Consider the following 15,844-nt stretch of genomic DNA (forward strand, 5'->3'; position numbering starts at 1 on the left):
ACCAGGGGGCGCTCAATGGCTAGCCCGACCGGCCCGATGGCGGGGCTGCGCGTCATCGACCTCACCGCGATGGTGATGGGGCCGTACTGCACGCAGATCATGGCCGACATGGGTGCAGACGTCATCAAAGTCGAACCGCCGCAAGGGGATAACACCCGCTACATCTCGGTGGGTCCGGCACCGGGCATGAGCGGGGTGTTCGTCAACGTCAACCGCGGCAAGCGCAGCGTCGTGCTGGACCTGCAGACCGACGCCGGGGCGCGCGCGCTACGCGCTCTCGTCGAGACCGGCGACGTGTTCATCCACTCGATGCGCGCCAAGGCGATCACCAAACTCGGCTTCGGTTATGACGACGTCGCCGCGATCAATCCCGCAATCATCTACACCAATTGCTACGGGTACGGTCGACGCGGCCCCGACCACGACCGCCCCGCCTACGACGACACGATCCAGGCCGAGTGCGGCCTGCCCGCGGTGCAACGGCAATTGACCGGCGAGGCCGATTACGTCGGCACCATCATGGCCGACAAGATCGCCGGGCTGACCGCGCTGTACGCGACGACCATGGCGTTGTTCCATCGTGAGCGCACCGGCCAGGGCCAAGAGGTCGAAGTCGCCATGTTCGAGACCATGGCCTCGTTCATGCTCGTCGAACACGCCAACGGCGCCCTGTTCGACCCGCCCCTCGGGCCGGCGGTGTATCCGCGAACGGTGGCGCCCAACCGCCGCCCGTACCGGACCAGCGACGGCTACATCGCCGCGCTGATCTACAACGACAAGCACTGGAACGCCTTCATGAAAGCCGTTCAGCCGCCGTGGGCCAGCGAGTTGTACGCGACGCTGGAACAGCGCGCCCGCGAGATCGACACCGTCTACGGACTGCTGGCCGAGACCATGAAGGAGCGGACCACCGCGGAGTGGCTGCAGCTGCTGCGCGACCTCGAGATTCCGGCGGCGCCGCTGAACACACCGGAGGCTCTGTTCGACGATCCGCATCTCAACGCCGTCGGCATGTTCGAGACGGTGGACAGCCCGCACGGGCCGGTGCGCTTCCCGGGGGTGCCCACCTGGTTCTCGCAGACACCGGGCCACGTCGCCGGGCCGGCGCCAGAACTCGGCGCCGATACCGAAGAAGTACTCGCCGAAATTGGCGCTCGCGAGGGAAAGGAACTGTAAATGGGCGTGCCGGTTTATCGGAGGATCCTCGACCTGTTCGAGGCGGAGGGCGTGAACACGCTGTTCGGCATACCCGACCCGAACTTCGTGCACATGTTCGCCGAGGCCGACGCCCGCGGGTGGTCGGTGGTCGCGCCGCATCACGAGCTGAGCGCGGGATTCATGGCCGAGGCGGCGTCGCGGATGACGGGTAAGCCCGGCCTGTGCATCGGCACCCTCGGCCCGGGCATGGCCAACATCGCCGGTGCGATCCAGTGCGCGCTGGTGGAGAACTCGCCGGTGATCTTCCTCGGCGGGCAGCGGGCCCGGGTCACCGAGCGTCGGGTCCGGCGTGGGCGCATCCAATTCGTCCAGCAGGAACCGCTTTTCGCCGCGTCGGTCAAGTACAGCAGCTCGATCGAATACGCCGACCAGACCGACGAGATCATCCACGAGGCCATCCGCAGGTCGATGTCCGGCACCCCGGGACCGTCCTATGTCGAGTTCCCGTCGCACGTCATCCTCGAGGAACTCGAGGTGGGCGCCGCGCCGAGCCCGTCGGCCTACCGGCTGGTCAACCAGGGCGCCGGCACCCGCGAGGTGGCCGAGGCCGTGAAGCTGATCCGCGGGGCCAAAAGCCCGGTGCTGCTGGTCGGCCACGGCGTGCACACCTCCCGGACCCAGCAGCAGGTCAAGGAGCTGGCACAGTTGATGGCCTGCCCGGTGATCCAGACCTCCGGCGGCACCTCGTTCATCCCGGGACTACAGGAGCGGACGTTCCCATACTTGTTCTCGCCGGCCGCCAACGAGGCGGTCGAGGAATCCGACCTGTGCGTCGCGCTGGGTACCGAACTCGGTGAGCCCATGCACTACGGCCGGACGCAGCATTGGGCCGGCAACGACGCGAACCGCAGATGGGTGCTCGTGGAGCAGGATCCGACGGCCATCGGCGTGAACCGGCCGGTCGACGTGGCGCTGGTCGGCGATCTGCGCGGTGTCGTGCCGCAACTGGTCTCCGCCCTCAAAGATTCCCCGCGCAACCCCGCACCCGCGCTGCAGGCCCTGATCGACAAGGACACGAAAGAGCTTGCGGATATGGCTGAATCGGCACCGTCCGGGCGTTCGCCGATTCATCCCGCGCGCTATGTCGTCGAGGCGACCAAGGCGTTCAACGAACTCGACGACGGCATCCTCGTGCGCGACGGCGGTGCGACCGTGATCTTTCAATGGACCTACTCGCAGTCCAAGCCGCGCGACGTGATCTGGAACCAGAACTTCGGCCACCTCGGCACCGGCCTGCCGTATGCGGTCGGAGCCTCTGTCGCCGAGGGTGGAAAGCGGCCGGTGATGCTGTTGACCAGCGATTCGGCGTTCCTCTTCCACATCGCCGAATTGGAAACCGCTGCGCGGCAGAACCTTCCGCTGGTGTGCGTGGTGGGCGTCGACCACCAATGGGGCTTGGAGGTGGGTGTGTACAAGCGCACCTTCTCCCAGCCCTCGCCGCAGCCCGGTGTGCACTGGAGCAAGGACGTCCGGATGGACAAGGTTGCCGAGGGCTTCGGTTGCCACGGCGAGTATGTCGAGAAGGAATCCGAGATCGGCCCGGCGATCGCCCGCGCTTATGCCAGTGGCAAAGTCGGTGTAGTGCACGTGTGCATCGATCCGAAGGCCAATTCCGAAGAGATGCCGAAGTACGACCGATTCCGCACCTGGTACGCCGAAGGCACTCAGTAAGCCCACAGTAAGAAAAGGACCGATGTCATGCGCGAATACCTGAAGTTCTACATCGACGGACAATGGGTCGACCCGTTGCGGCCCAATGCATTCGACGTGGAGAACCCGGCAACCGAGCAGGTTTCCGGGAAAATCTCGCTGGGGTCGGCGGCTGACGTCGACGTGGCGGTCAATGCCGCCCGCCGGGCCTTCTCCAGCTGGTCGCAGAGCACCCGCGAACAGCGCCTGGACCTGTTGCAGGCCATCCTCACCGAATACCAGAAGCGCGCCGACGATCTCGCCGAGGCTGTCACCGAAGAAATCGGCGCGCCGCCCTCGCTGGCCGCCGGGCCGCAAGTCTTCCTCGGGATCGGTCACCTGACCACGGCCATCGACGCGCTGAAGAACTTCGAATTCTCCGAACAGAAAGGGGCGACACTGATCGCCAAGGAGCCGATCGGTGTCTGCGGGTTGATCACCCCCTGGAACTGGCCGATAAACCAGGTCGCGGTCAAGGTCTACCCGGCGCTGGCGACCGGCTGCACCGTCATCCTGAAACCCTCTGAGGTGGCCCCCTATTCGCCGTACATCTTCGCCGAGATCCTGGATGCCGCCGGCGTACCGGCCGGGGTGTTCAACCTGATCAACGGCGACGGCCCGGGGGTCGGCGTGGCCCTGGCGAGCCATCCCGACATCGACATGGTGTCCTTCACCGGATCCACCCGCGCCGGTGTCGATGTGGCCACGAATGCCGCCGCGACCGTGAAGCGAGTGACCCAGGAACTCGGCGGCAAAAGCCCCAACATCGTCCTCGACGACAGTGGCTTCGCCCAGGGCGTCAAGGCCGGCGTGGCCAACATGATGCCCAATTCCGGACAGAGCTGTAACGCCCCCTCGCGCATGCTGGTCCCGAATTCCCGGATGGCCGAGGCCATTGACATCGCGCGTGAGGTCGCCGAACAAGTCCAGGTGGGCAGCGGCGACGCGACCGCCATCGGTCCGGTCGCGTCGAGGGCACAGTTCGAGAAGGTTCAGCGCCTTATTCAGCAGGGCATCGACGAGGGCGCGACCGTGGTCGCGGGGGGCCCGGGCCGGCCGGAGGGACTCGACACGGGGTACTACGTCAAACCCACCGTCTTCGCCCATGTCACCAACGACATGACGATCGCGCGCGAGGAGATCTTCGGGCCGGTGCTGTGCATTCTCGGCTACGACGACCTCGACCACGCCGTCGAGATCGCCAACGACACCCAATACGGCCTCGCCGGCTACGTTTCGGGCGCCGACCTCGACACGGCGCGCGAGATCGCCCGCAAGATCCGCGCGGGATGGGTGACCATCAATCACGCATTCGACATGAACGCACCGTTCGGCGGCTACAAGCACAGCGGCAACGGTCGGGAATGGAGCGAGTTCGGCTTCCACGAGTATCTGGAGGTCAAGAGCACCCTGGGTTACGCCCCCGGCAAGGGCTGACGCGCCCACCCGAAATCCGAACGCAGCGCGGCGGAAAACACGTCGCGTGTCCTCCACCTGATCCCGTGCGCCCGCCTCTAGGCTGGCTTGCTGAAATCAACAGGAGGGGCAGCGACGTATCGGCATCAACCATGGCGCCGGGCGAAATGGTAGTTACGGCGCGCTGACAGCAAGCACAGAGCCGGGCGGGTTTCACCCCGCACCGGCTCGTCGCACTCGCCCCCGGTGGGTGGCCCCCGTGCGTCGCGTCGGCCGGCTGGCGATCTGGGATCGGCCCGAGCGGGCCAGCGGAATCCCGGCGCTCGACGGGCTGCGTGCGATCGCGGTCGCGCTGGTGCTCATCGGGCACGGCGGGATCCCGGGCGTCAGTGGCGGATTCATCGGCGTCGACGTGTTTTTCGTCCTCAGCGGGTTCCTGATCACCTCGCTGCTGCTGGACGAGCTTGGGCGCACCGGCCGTATCGAGTTGACCGGCTTCTGGATCCGGCGTGCGCGCCGGCTCTTGCCCGCACTGGTGCTCATGGTGCTCACCGTGGCCGCCGCCCGTCAGCTCTTGCCCGACCGGTCGCTGACCGGCCTGCGCGACGACGCCATCGCGGCCTTCGTGTGGATGGCGAACTGGCGGTTCGTCGCCCAGAAGACCGACTACTTCACCCAGGGCGCGCCGCCCTCGCCGCTACAGCACACCTGGTCACTCGGGGTGGAGGAGCAGTACTACTTCGTCTGGCCGGTGCTGCTCATCGCCGTGACCCTGCTGCTCGCCGCGCGCGCGAGGCGCCGCTCGTCCCGAGCCACCGTCGGCGGTGTGCGGTTCGCGACGTTCCTGATAGCCACCTTCGGCGCGCTGGCTTCGGCGGCGCTCGCCATCGTGTTGGCGTCCAATGGCACTCGCGACCGAATCTACTTCGGCACCGACACCCGTGCGCAGGCGTTGCTGGTCGGCGCCGCGTCGGCCGCGCTCCTGGTGCGGGACTGGCCGTCGATGAACCGCGGCTGGTGCATGATCCGCACCCGGTGGGGCCGCCGGGTCGCCCGGATCCTGCCGCTGTTCGGTATGGGGGGACTGGCGGCGGCGACCCACTACGCGACCGGGGCCAGCGGCGAATTCCGCCTCGGCTTGCTGATCGGAGTCGCGATCGCGGCGGTGATCGTGATCGCACCCGTCGCGCTGGAGCAGCGCGGAATCGTGGCCCGCGCGCTCGCGTTGCCACCCCTGGTGTGGCTGGGAACCATCTCCTACGGCGTCTACTTGTGGCATTGGCCAATCTTTTTGGCGCTCAACGGCGAACGCACCGGATGGTCCGGCCTGCCCTTGTTCGCCGCGCGGTGCGGTGCCACGCTACTGGCGGCCGCAACGTCGTATTGGCTGCTCGAACAACCCATTCGGCGCTGGCGACCGGCGCGGGTACCGCTGCTGCCGCTGGCGGCCGCGACCGTGGCCAGCGCGGCCGCGGTGACGCTGTTGGTGATCCCGGTGGGCACCGGGCCCGGCCTGCGTGAGGCCGGTCTGCCGCCCGGCGTCTCGGCCGTCGCGGCGGTCTCGCCGTCGCCGCCCGGCCCGAGCCGGCCCCGAGATGCCAACCGGCCGTTCACCGTCTCGGTGTTCGGTGATTCGATCGGGTGGACGTGGATGCACTACCTGCCCCCGACACCCGGGTTCGCCTTCCTCGACCACACCGTCATCGGATGCAGCCTGGTGCGTGGCACGCCGTACCGCTACATCGGCCAGACCCTGGAGCAACGGTCCGAATGCGATGGCTGGCCGATTCGCTGGTCGACACAGGTCAGCCGGGATCAGCCGGACGTCGCGCTGCTGGTCATCGGCCGCTGGGAGACGGTGGACCGGGTCAACGAAGGCCAGTGGACTCACATCGGCGACCCGACCTTCGACGCCTACCTCAACGGCGAGCTCGAACGGGCGCTGACCATCGTGGGCGCTACCGGTGTGCACGTGGTGGTCGCGACCGTCCCCTACAGCCGGGGTGGCGAAAAGCCGGACGGTCGGCTGTATCCGGAGGACCAGCCGGACCGGGCCAACCTGTGGAACACCATGTTGCGCAAGACCGTCAGCCACCATCCCAACGTCGCGATCCTCGACCTGAACAAGAAGCTGTGCCCCGACGGGGTCTATACCGCCAAGGTCGACGGCATCAAGGTGCGCAGCGACGGCGTCCACCTCACCCCCGAAGGGGTGAAGTGGCTGACGCCGTGGCTCGAGGAATCGCTGAGGTAGCCCTAACCGCTTGTGCGGCAGCTGATCTCCATGCTGTCGCTGTCGCGGACCTGGAAGTTGAAGCTGACGTAGCCGTTGTCCTGGTTGCGGACGCGATCGAGATAGGGCGCCATGTCGGCCGAGCTGGCGTTGTCGGCGATGACCAGCGCACCCGTGGACAGGCGAGGCTCCAGCAGCTCGATCACGGGCAGATACAGATCCTTCCAACCGTCGAGCAGCAGGAAATCGATTGCGCCGTCCAGGCTTTCCAGCGTGGTCAGCGCGTCGCCCTCCAGGATCGTGATCACATCGTCCAGGCCCGTCTCGGCGAATGTCTTCTTCGCCGCCGCGATCTTGGTCTCACTGAGCTCGGTGGTCACCACCCGGCCGGCGCCGTTGTCGCGCACCCCCGCGGCCAGATGCAGGGCGGAGATGCCGAAGGACATCCCGAATTCCACGACGGTGGCCGGGCGGGTGGCTCGCACCAGCGAATACAGCAGCCGGCCGGCTTCCGGTGTCACTGGAATGTAGAACTCGCTCATCGCCTCGGTGCGTTCTCGCGTGGTCATCGGCCGATCGAAGGTGCCGCGCCGCTCACGCAACAGCGACATCTGATTCTTCGACTCGGCGTACATGCGGTCGAGCGTCGATGCGACCCGGGAATCCTGCAAGGTTGTGGTCATGTGTTTGAGCCTAGGCTTTTTCCCATGAGCGGTGCCCGGGCGCGCAACCGTCAGGAAACCGTTAAGCGGTTTGACGAGCTTGCGGACCCGGTGTCACTATGGACCCCGCAAGCACCTCGGTAGGTGAGGCGTCTGCATGGACACAGGCCACTGACCCCGAACGTCGAGAGACGCCCCGGGTCAGGACAGCTCTTCCCGGACTAAGGGTTGAGCCCAAGTGGCTTCTGGACCATCGGCTGGGTCTGGATACGCCGTGCAGTGCCGAAGCTCCGACGAGAGGGGTGCGGCCGGCGCTGCACTGTCGGTCATTTCCGCCTCTCCCGTTCAGGTGAATGTAGTGACACCCGCGTGTGTCCCGGCCGTGAGGAGGTGAGGGCGAGATGAGTCCCGGCGATAGTCCCTATCCGAAATCCGTCTTGTCCCGATCCGGTTCCGGCATTTCTCGCACCGCCTGACCTCGCTTGGTTTCGCGGCTGACGCGCCGTGCCGACGCCGACCGGGCCTCCGTCAGGAGAAGATCATGGCTTTTGCTGTTATGCACCGTTTTTCCGCTGCCTCCGGGATGCGCGGCCGGTCGATGCTGCGTGCAGGCCGGTTGCTGGCCAACAGGTTTCACCTGCGCGCCAGCCTGACCCCGCAGGAGCGCGCCAACCTGTACGTCTCGAGGATGCCGGTCGCGATGGTCACCGCGTCGCTGGGCGGCCACGTCTCGGGTCCCGACGGCAGCCACCGTTGAAATGCTGCCCCGGCGGCGGGCGGCACAGCTCCGCTCGCCGCCGCAGGCACGTTGAGCGCCGCAACCGCCTCACTGGTGGCTGAAAACCGCTCGAGATAGCGAGGATTCGATGACTTCGATCTACGACCGCCGCACCCCGGTGGCCGGTCGGGCCGCTGCCGCGCCGGAAGGCGCACGCTCCGCGCCGCAACGCGCGGCCGAGCTGGATTCCGCGCACGCCGGCGACATCGTCGGGGCGTTCGGGCGCATCCGGCGCGACGGGGACGGGGCTTTCAGCGGGCGTTGGCGGCGCCTGCGCACACTGGCGGTCATCACCGGACCGGGACTGATCGTCATGGTGGGCGACAACGACGCCGGTGGCGTCGCGACCTATGCGCAGGCCGGCCAGAACTACGGCATGGGCCTGTTGTGGACGCTGGCACTGCTGATTCCGGTGCTGTACGTGAACCAGGAGATGGTGCTGCGACTAGGCGCAGTGGCCCGGGTTGGGCACGCGCGCTTGATATTCGAGCGGTTCGGCAAGTTCTGGGGCGCCTTCAGCGTCGCTGACTTGTTGATCCTGAACGCCTTGACCATCGTCACCGAATTCATCGGCGTCTCACTGGCTCTCGGGTTTTTGGGTTGCCCGAAGATCGTCGCCGTTCCCGCCGCGGCCGTCCTGCTGTTCGCCGCGGTGGCGGGCGGATCGTTCCGCCGTTGGGAGAGGTTGATGTTCCTCCTGATTGCGGTGAATGTGCTGATCTTCCCGATGGTCTTGCTGGTGCATCCGACCCCGAAAGCCACCGCGGCCGGGCTCATCCCGCAGTTTCCCGGTGGGCTCAACTCGACGGTGTTGCTGCTGGTGGTCGCGATCGTGGGCACTACGGTCGCACCGTGGCAGCTGTTCTTCCAGCAGTCCAATGTGGTGGACAAGCGCATCACGGCCCGCTGGATTCCCTACGGCCGAGCGGATTTGGCCATTGGAATCGTCGTGGTGATGGTCGGCGCGACGGCGCTGATGGCCGTCGCGGCGTTCGGGTTGACGGGCACGGCCGATGCGGGCCACTTCACCGATGCGGGCGCGGTCGCGTCGGGGTTGTCGACGCATCTTGGCCCCACGGTGGGCGTGCTGTTCGCGATCGTCCTGCTGGACGCGTCGCTGATCGGCGCCAATGCCGTCGGCCTGGCGACCACGTATGCGGTCGGTGATGCCATGGGTAAGCGCCACTCGCTGCATTGGAAGATCCGCGAGGCCCCGCTGTTCTACGGCGGCTACGCGATACTGCTGGCGGTGTCGGCAGCGGTCTCCTTCAGCCCCGACCACATCCTGGGCCTGGTGACCCAGGGAGTCCAGGCACTGGCCGGCGTGCTGCTGCCCTCGGCCACGGTCTTCTTGGTGTTGTTGTGCAACGATCGGGCTGTGCTGGGACCGTGGGTGAATACGGTGCGGCAGAACATCATTGCGTGGACCATCGTGTGGTGCCTGGTGCTGCTGTCGCTGGCGTTGACGGCGGCCACCTTCTTCCCCAGCCTCTCCACCGCCACCATCGAGGCCGGGCTCGCGACCGGTGCGGTGCTCGGCGTCGTCGGCGGTGCAGTGATGATCATCGTGGGCGGACGACACCGGAACCTGACCGAGGCGGAAGCAATCGTGCGCACTCTCGGCGGCGGCCTCGACCCGGGGGAGGTCGACGATCTCGACGACGCCTCGTCGCTGACGCGTGCCGAGCGGCGGGCGGTACGGCGCCAGGACCGGTTGAGCTGGCAGACCCCCAGCCTCGCGCTGCTCGATCGGCCAGTGATGTCACCGATGCGCCGGGCGGGGCTCTTCACCCTGCGGGGCTACCTGGTTGTGGCCGTCGTTTTCGTCATCATCAAGATCGTGCAGGCCGGCGTTGTCGGGCCGGCCACCTCATTCTGAGTTGGTCGGCAGCAGAACGATTTTCCCGTGTGTGTGCCGCTGCTCGAGCTCGGCATAGGCGTCGGCGACCCGGTCGAGCGGGTAGGCCGCGGCGATGTCGAATTCGATGGCGCCGGAAACGATCAGGTCGGCCATCTCGGCGAGCACCTCGGGTGTCGAGGCTGCCATGCTGCCCTCGGTCTTCGCGCCCACCTCGCCCGCCTTCTGGAACGAGATGATGGTGTCGATTCGCTCGGGTGCCACGCCGAGATCGACGGCAAGCTGGACGTAGTCAGGGCCGAACAGGTCGATGAATGCGTCGATGCCGTCCGGTGCCGCGTCACGCAGCCGCTCGGCGAGCCCGTCACCGTAGGCGATAGGGGTGACGCCATGCGCGCGTAGCCAGCCGGCATTGCCCGGGCCCGCAATGCCGAGCACTCGCGCCTCGCGCAACGCCAGAAGCTGCACGACAAGGCTGCCCACCCCGCCCGCGGCCGCCGACACGGCGATCGTTTCACCGGCTTGAGGCGCCACGGCACGCACGGCAGCATAGGCGGTCGCACCGACCACGTACAGCGAACCTGCCGTCTCCCAACTGAGTTCGGCGGGTTTGCGGATCAACTGGTTGACGGGAACCGCGGTGTGGGTGGCGTGGCTGGACCGCCGCATGCTGAAGCCCAAGACTTCGTCGTCGACCGAAAACTCGGTGACCCCGGGCGCCACGGCGGTGACGACGCCGGCCAGATCGCTGCCCTGGCCGGAGGGAAAGGTCGCCGGGAACATCTCGTGCATCGCCCCGGTCCGGATGCCGGCTTCGCCGGGATTTATCCCCGCCGCGCGCACCTCGACGACGACCTCGCCCGGCCCGGGGGAGGGCATCTCGATGTCCGCGACGTACAACACCTCACGCCCCCCGTAATGGTCGAACCGCACTGCGCGCGCCGCTGCAGCCGTCATACCGATCTCCTTCCAGCGCGGGGATGCTCGTGTCCACGCCAGCATAGGCGCGCCAAACCGCTACCCAGGGGGCGTCGACTGGGCCTATGTTCGTAGCGACCCTGGTTTACACCAGTGTTTCGCCGGCGGCGTCGGGGGCCGCGGCGGAGGCCCGGACACCGATGACACGTGGAAGGACATGCGTGCAAGTTGATCGGATCGGCATCGCCGGCTGGGCCGCTGCCATCGTCGTGGTCGGCGCCGCGAGCACCGGATGCGGCGGCGACGGCAAACCCTCATCGGCGCCGGCGCCGAGTTCTCCCGCTTCGACCGGTTCGAGCTCGGTCACCGGCCCGCCGTCGGTCCAGCCGTCGGACTACGGCTCCCTGCTGATCAAGCCGAACGACGTCGGCGGCGGGCTCACAGCACCGCAGTCGCCCCTGCTCAACCCCAACAATGCGCCCGGCGTCGCCCAGCTGTTCGCCAACGCGGACAGCAGCCGGCGGCTGTGGGACACCATCGTCATCGCCGCCGATCCGCCCGCGGCGGTCGCCGAATTAGCCTCCACCCAAAGCAGTTACAACGGCAAGGTGAGCGGTAGTTGGCAACCGCTTGCTGTCGGCGCGAACGGGGTGATGATCTCGGGGACCTCACCGGACAACTCCCAAGCGATGACCGTTTTGGTCTTCACCGAAGGCAAGGCACTGGTCACCCTGGAATTCGACAGCCCGCCCAACGAGCCGGTCGATCCGGCCGTCGCTCTCGACATCGGTCGCAAGCAGGATGCCGCGGTGAAGAAAGGGCTACCCGGCTAGCTTGGCAGCGACTACACCAAGCCCAGATCCGCGACGTTCTCGTCTGTCCACGCCGCCGACAGACGCGGAATGTCGTCGTCCACAACGATTTTCGCCTCCGGCACGGCGGTACGGAACACGTCGATCGGGCCGGCGCACCCACGGCGCGGCTGCGGCATTGGGTAGGCGCCCAGCAAAGCCCGCGCTTTCTTTCAGCGCCCGTGCCGGCGGTAGGGGAGCCCGGGTCGCGCCGCCGATGAGGCGGTGGCGCTCAGGCCACGACCTGGATAGGATCGCCGACGTTCACCTCGTTGAAGTACCAGGCGGCGTTGTCGGGACTGAGGTTGATGCAGCCATGGCTGACGTTGGCGTAGCCCTGGGAATCGACCGACCACGGTGCCGAGTGCACGTAGACGCCGCTCCAGGTGACTCGCACCGCGTAGGAGGCGGTGATCTTGTAGCCCTCGGGCGAGCTGAGCGGGATACCGATGGTCCGCGAGTCCATCACCACGGTGCGCTGCTTTTCCAGTGCCGTGAAGCTGCCGATCGGGGTGGGCCGGCTGGGCTTGCCCATCGACGCCGGCATGGTGCGCAGCACCTCCCCGTTCCTGCTCACGGTGAAGGTGTGCTTGGAGATGCTGGCGACACCGAGTAGCGAATCGCCGGTGTCGAAGCCCGTCGACAGGGCCTGCACGCCGACCTGCACGTGGGTGTGGGCCGGCCAATACTGGTCGGGTACCCACTGAACGACAGTGCTCTGGATCCATTCGAAGTGTCCGGGGGTGCCGCTGGGCGACGTGACGTGGATCGACCGTTCGACGGCGGCCCGATCGGCCACCGGAGCGGCGAAGGTCACCACGACCGGATGGGCGACGCCCACCGAGGCGCCATTAGCGGGCAAAATCGAGGCGACCTCGGGGGCGGGCTGTGGTTGTGGCACGGCCGCGGTGCTGCGACCGACCGGTGCCACCAGGCCCACAGCTGTGATCGCGACCATAACAAATAGATAACGAACACCCCGACGCATAGCGTCCACCCTTCGAGATGGCGTGATTAGCACACCGATATTCTACTGGTTACCCGCTGATCACCGTTTTCAGCAAACAATGACAGCTTGGCGCGGTCGTCACGGTAACGATTTGATCACCGATTGAGTTCACGCGCGTCGGAGCGCATCCGGGTGGGTCCCGCGTGCCGCGGAAGTTGCGCAAGCCTGAGCCGCAGTTGCGTGAAACCGGTACCAGCGCTTCGGTTTTCGCGGTCGCGGTGTTACGAGCAGCCCGAAAGGCCGAATTCATACGGATAGCCGCGATGGCGGTGGCGCAAACTTCGGCTTGGCCCGCCAGTCGGCAACGCGCTAGCCTCAGCGGATCGGTGCCCGAGAGGCCCAGCCCGAACCCGAGGAGTGCGGGTGCTGTTCCGTCAACTGGAGTACTTTGTGGCGGTCGCTTCCGAGCGGCACTTCGCCCGGGCGGCCGAGAAATGCTTTGTCTCCCAGCCGGCGCTCTCGGCCGCGATCGCCAAGCTCGAACGAGAACTGAATGTCACGCTGATCAATCGCGGACACAGCTTCGAGGGCCTCACTCCCGAAGGCGAGCGGCTGGTGGTGTGGGCCAGGCGGATCCTCGCCGAACACGATGCGTTCAAGTCCGAAGTGGACGCCGTACGCTCGGGCGTCACCGGGACACTTCGGCTGGGCACCGTTCCCACCGCCTCCACCACGGCTTCCCTGGTGCTCTCCGCGTTCTGTTCGGCGCACCCATTGGTGAAGGTGCACATCCTCTCTCGGCTGGCGGCCACCGAACTGTACCGGCGGCTCCGCGAGTTCGAGATCGATGCCGCCATCGTGCATGCGGCGCCGGAAGAAGCACACGACGTGAATCTGGTTTCGCTGTACCAGGAGCGATATGTGCTGCTGGCGCCGGCGGTCATGGTGGGATCCGGCGCGACGACGATGACCTGGGTGGAGGCCGCGCAACTGCCGCTGGCGTTGCTCACTACCGCGATGCGTGATCGCCAGATCATCGACAAGTCGTTCGCCGATCATTCCCTCACCGTCAGCCCGCAGGTCGAAACCGATTCCGTCGCATCGTTATTCGCTCAGGTCTCGGCGGGCAACTGGGCGTCGATCGTGCCGCACACGTGGCTGTGGACGTCGCCGCTGGGGCCGGCCATCCGGGCGGTGGAAATGGTCGACCCGGTGCTCAAGGCCGATGTCGCCCTGGCCACCAGCTCGAGCGGACCCGGATCGCCGATCGCCCGCGCGCTGGCCACATCCGCCGAACAGCTTTCGCTCAACGAGTTTTTCGACGCGCAGTTGCTGGGGCTTACCCACCGTCGCTGAGCGCCGCCGCCGGTGGGGCGGTGGCGGCGCTGGCCGGGTTCAGGTTGGACAGATGCCCGCTTTCGACCCCCGCCGCCGGGTCGAGTTCGCAGTCGATGAGTGAGGGCGCCCGGGAGCCGATCGCCTCTGTCAGCGCCGTGCGCAGCTCCGACGGGGTGGTGACGTGATAGCCCTTGCCGCCGAACGCGTCCGCGATCAGTTCGTGGCGCGCCCGGGCGTTCAGCACGGTCGGGGCCGGGTCGGATCTCGCGGCGGCCGCACCGGGTGTGGCCTCGTCACCGCGGTAGACACCGCCGTTGTTGAGGATGACCACGGTCACCGGCAGCCGGTAGCGGCAGATGGTTTCGATCTCCATGCCGCTGAAGCCGAACGCGCTGTCCCCCTCGATTGCGACCACCGGCTTGCCGGTCTCGACCGCAGCGGCGATGGCATATCCCATCCCGATGCCCATCACGCCCCAGGTTCCGGTGTCCAGCCGGTGCCGCGGCAGCTCCATGTCGATGACATTGCGGGCCAGATCGAGCGCGTTGGCGCCTTCGTTGACGACGTACACGTCCCGGTTGTCCTGCAGCACAGACTGAATCGCACCAAGCGCGTTGTAAAACCGCATGGGGTGCGGGTTTTCGGCCAGGCGCTCGCGCATCTTGGCGTCGTTGCGTGCCGTGCGCTCGGCCAGCTCGCCCGTCCATTGCGGCGGCGCGGTGATCGGGCGGGCGGCCAGGCCGTCACACAGCCCGGACATCACCGAGCCGATGTCTCCGGCCAGCGGCGCGACCTGCTGGTTGCTGTCGAACTCGGACGCGGCGATGTCCACCTGGACGAATTTGGCGTCACGGCTCCACTGCGGTGACTCCCCGTGTCCCAGAAGCCAATTCAGTCGGGCGCCGACCAGCAGGACCGCATCGGCGCGCGAGATCGCCAGGGACCGGGCGGCCGCGGCGGACTGCGGGTGCGAATCGGGGAGCAGCCCCTTGGCCATCGACATCGGCAGGAAAGGAATTCCGGTGGCCTCGACGAATTTCCTAATCGCGTTGTCGGCCTGGGCATACGCGGCGCCCTTGCCCAGCACGATCAACGGTCGCTGCGCTTGAGCCAGCACGTCCAGCGCGCGTTCGACGGCGTCCGCAGCCGGCAGCTGTCGGGGGGCGGGGTCGATGATGCGCCAGACCGTCCTCGCCGCGGCGTCTGCGTTCATGGCCTGACCCAGAACCTCACCGGGGATGTCCAGATAGACGCCGCCGGGCCGTCCGGAGACCGCGGTGCGGATGGCGCGCGCGACCCCGCGCCCGATGTCTTCGATCCGATTGATCCGATAGGCGGCCTTGGCGAACGGCTTCGCCGCGTTGAGTTGGTCGAGGTCCTGGTAATCGCCTCGCTGCAGGTCCACCAGCGCCCGATTGCTGGAGCCGGAGATCTGGATCATCGGAAAGCAATTCGTCGTGGCGTTCGCCAGCGCGGGCAGGGCGTTGAGGAACCCGGGTCCGGAGGTCGTGAGGCAGACGCCGGGACGCCGGGTGAGGAATCCGGCGGCGGCGGCGGCGTTGCCGGCCGAGGATTCCTGCCGGAAACCGATGTAGCGGATTCCCGACGCCTGCGCGACTCGGGCGAGGTCGGTGATCGGGATGCCGACGATGCCGTAGATCGTCTCGACGTCGTTGGCCATCAGCGCGTCCACCACGAGGTGAAAGCCGTCGATCAGGCCCCTCGGGTTCGGAGGTACCGAAGCGGTGGACATGGGCGACTCCTCGGGTGCTGTGCGGTACGGCCTTGGCCATCACTGTGACCCCGGCGCATCCCACGTGTCCAAGACGAGGGCACTATCCCTCGATTTATGTTGGCTATCGTCACAGGTCACGGCCACACTACGGGAGTTAATAGCCCCCGGTTATCGATCGTGAGCGAATCGGTATTGGACG

Annotated in this window: 12 protein-coding genes and 1 riboswitch; of the genes, 8 read left to right on the forward strand and 4 right to left on the reverse strand. The window is 67.1% G+C overall.

Annotation, left to right across the window (positions count from 1 at the left end; genetic code table 11):
* Positions 1-36 precede the first annotated feature (36 nt).
* The 4 genes from AC5Y4T_RS18940 (at position 37) to AC5Y4T_RS18955 (ending at position 6,577) form a co-directional block, all read left to right on the forward strand.
* Positions 37-1,176, forward strand: coding sequence for a CaiB/BaiF CoA transferase family protein (locus AC5Y4T_RS18940; RefSeq protein ID WP_499917688.1), 1,140 nt, complete (start codon positions 37-39; stop codon positions 1,174-1,176).
* Positions 1,177-2,889 carry a thiamine pyrophosphate-binding protein gene (locus tag AC5Y4T_RS18945; protein WP_499917538.1) on the forward strand — a complete coding sequence of 571 codons (1,713 nt, stop codon included), beginning with the start codon at positions 1,177-1,179 and terminating at the stop codon, positions 2,887-2,889.
* Between the two features lie 27 nt (positions 2,890-2,916).
* A complete protein-coding gene (locus AC5Y4T_RS18950) occupies positions 2,917-4,344 on the forward strand; it encodes an aldehyde dehydrogenase family protein (protein ID WP_499917539.1) in 1,428 nt (475 codons plus the stop codon).
* Between the two features lie 238 nt (positions 4,345-4,582).
* On the forward strand, positions 4,583-6,577 hold the full coding sequence (locus tag AC5Y4T_RS18955; RefSeq protein WP_499917540.1) for an acyltransferase family protein: 1,995 nt from the start codon (positions 4,583-4,585) through the stop codon (positions 6,575-6,577).
* Positions 6,578-6,579: 2 nt separating this feature from the next.
* On the opposite strand, the gene AC5Y4T_RS18960 is transcribed toward AC5Y4T_RS18955, so the two are convergent.
* Positions 6,580-7,239, reverse strand: coding sequence for an O-methyltransferase (locus tag AC5Y4T_RS18960; protein ID WP_499917541.1), 660 nt, complete (start codon positions 7,237-7,239; stop codon positions 6,580-6,582).
* A 108-nt stretch (positions 7,240-7,347) separates the two neighbouring features.
* A riboswitch (M-box (ykoK) riboswitch) is annotated at positions 7,348-7,527 on the forward strand.
* Between the two features lie 232 nt (positions 7,528-7,759).
* On the opposite strand from AC5Y4T_RS18960, the gene AC5Y4T_RS18965 reads away from it, so the two are divergent.
* Positions 7,760-7,975, forward strand: a complete 216-nt coding sequence (locus AC5Y4T_RS18965) for a hypothetical protein (RefSeq protein ID WP_499954931.1) — start codon at positions 7,760-7,762, stop codon at positions 7,973-7,975.
* 109 nt (positions 7,976-8,084) lie between these two features.
* Positions 8,085-9,875 (forward strand): NRAMP family divalent metal transporter, encoded by a 1,791-nt coding sequence (locus AC5Y4T_RS18970; protein WP_499954835.1) that lies wholly within the window; start codon positions 8,085-8,087, stop codon positions 9,873-9,875.
* Here the strand turns inward: AC5Y4T_RS18970 and AC5Y4T_RS18975 are convergent.
* Complete coding sequence (locus tag AC5Y4T_RS18975) at positions 9,867-10,811, reverse strand: NADP-dependent oxidoreductase (protein WP_499917543.1); 945 nt, start codon at positions 10,809-10,811, stop codon at positions 9,867-9,869. The two genes, AC5Y4T_RS18970 and AC5Y4T_RS18975, sit on opposite strands and share 9 nt — an antisense overlap.
* Before the next feature lie 182 nt (positions 10,812-10,993).
* Here AC5Y4T_RS18975 and AC5Y4T_RS18980 point away from each other — a divergent pair, with 182 nt between their 5' ends.
* Complete coding sequence (locus AC5Y4T_RS18980) at positions 10,994-11,605, forward strand: hypothetical protein (RefSeq protein ID WP_499917544.1); 612 nt, start codon at positions 10,994-10,996, stop codon at positions 11,603-11,605.
* Positions 11,606-11,855: 250 nt separating this feature from the next.
* Here the strand turns inward: AC5Y4T_RS18980 and AC5Y4T_RS18985 are convergent, their stop codons facing one another.
* On the reverse strand, positions 11,856-12,611 hold the full coding sequence (locus tag AC5Y4T_RS18985; RefSeq protein WP_499917545.1) for a L,D-transpeptidase: 756 nt from the start codon (positions 12,609-12,611) through the stop codon (positions 11,856-11,858).
* A gap of 384 nt (positions 12,612-12,995) precedes the next feature.
* Here AC5Y4T_RS18985 and AC5Y4T_RS18990 point away from each other — a divergent pair, with 384 nt between their 5' ends.
* The gene (locus AC5Y4T_RS18990) at positions 12,996-13,928 is read left to right on the forward strand and encodes a LysR family transcriptional regulator (RefSeq protein ID WP_499917546.1); all 933 of its coding nucleotides are present in this window, start codon (positions 12,996-12,998) and stop codon (positions 13,926-13,928) included.
* Here AC5Y4T_RS18990 and oxc read toward each other — a convergent pair.
* Positions 13,912-15,663, reverse strand: coding sequence for an oxalyl-CoA decarboxylase (gene oxc / locus AC5Y4T_RS18995; RefSeq protein ID WP_499954837.1), 1,752 nt, complete (start codon positions 15,661-15,663; stop codon positions 13,912-13,914). The genes AC5Y4T_RS18990 and oxc overlap by 17 nt on opposite strands.
* Positions 15,664-15,844 lie beyond the last annotated feature (181 nt).

It is taken from the genome of Mycobacterium sp. NGS11 (assembly GCF_059813315.1).

Coding starts and splice junctions, on each gene's coding strand:
- AC5Y4T_RS18940 (WP_499917688.1), top strand. CDS start 37: ATGGCGGGGCTGCGCGTCATCGACCTCACCGCGATGGTGATGGGGCCG.
- AC5Y4T_RS18945 (WP_499917538.1), top strand. CDS start 1,177: ATGGGCGTGCCGGTTTATCGGAGGATCCTCGACCTGTTCGAGGCGGAG.
- AC5Y4T_RS18950 (WP_499917539.1), top strand. CDS start 2,917: ATGCGCGAATACCTGAAGTTCTACATCGACGGACAATGGGTCGACCCG.
- AC5Y4T_RS18960 (WP_499917541.1), bottom strand. CDS start 7,239: ATGACCACAACCTTGCAGGATTCCCGGGTCGCATCGACGCTCGACCGC.
- AC5Y4T_RS18965 (WP_499954931.1), top strand. CDS start 7,760: ATGGCTTTTGCTGTTATGCACCGTTTTTCCGCTGCCTCCGGGATGCGC.
- AC5Y4T_RS18970 (WP_499954835.1), top strand. CDS start 8,085: ATGACTTCGATCTACGACCGCCGCACCCCGGTGGCCGGTCGGGCCGCT.
- AC5Y4T_RS18975 (WP_499917543.1), bottom strand. CDS start 10,811: ATGACGGCTGCAGCGGCGCGCGCAGTGCGGTTCGACCATTACGGGGGG.
- AC5Y4T_RS18985 (WP_499917545.1), bottom strand. CDS start 12,611: ATGCGTCGGGGTGTTCGTTATCTATTTGTTATGGTCGCGATCACAGCT.
- oxc (WP_499954837.1), bottom strand. CDS start 15,663: ATGTCCACCGCTTCGGTACCTCCGAACCCGAGGGGCCTGATCGACGGC.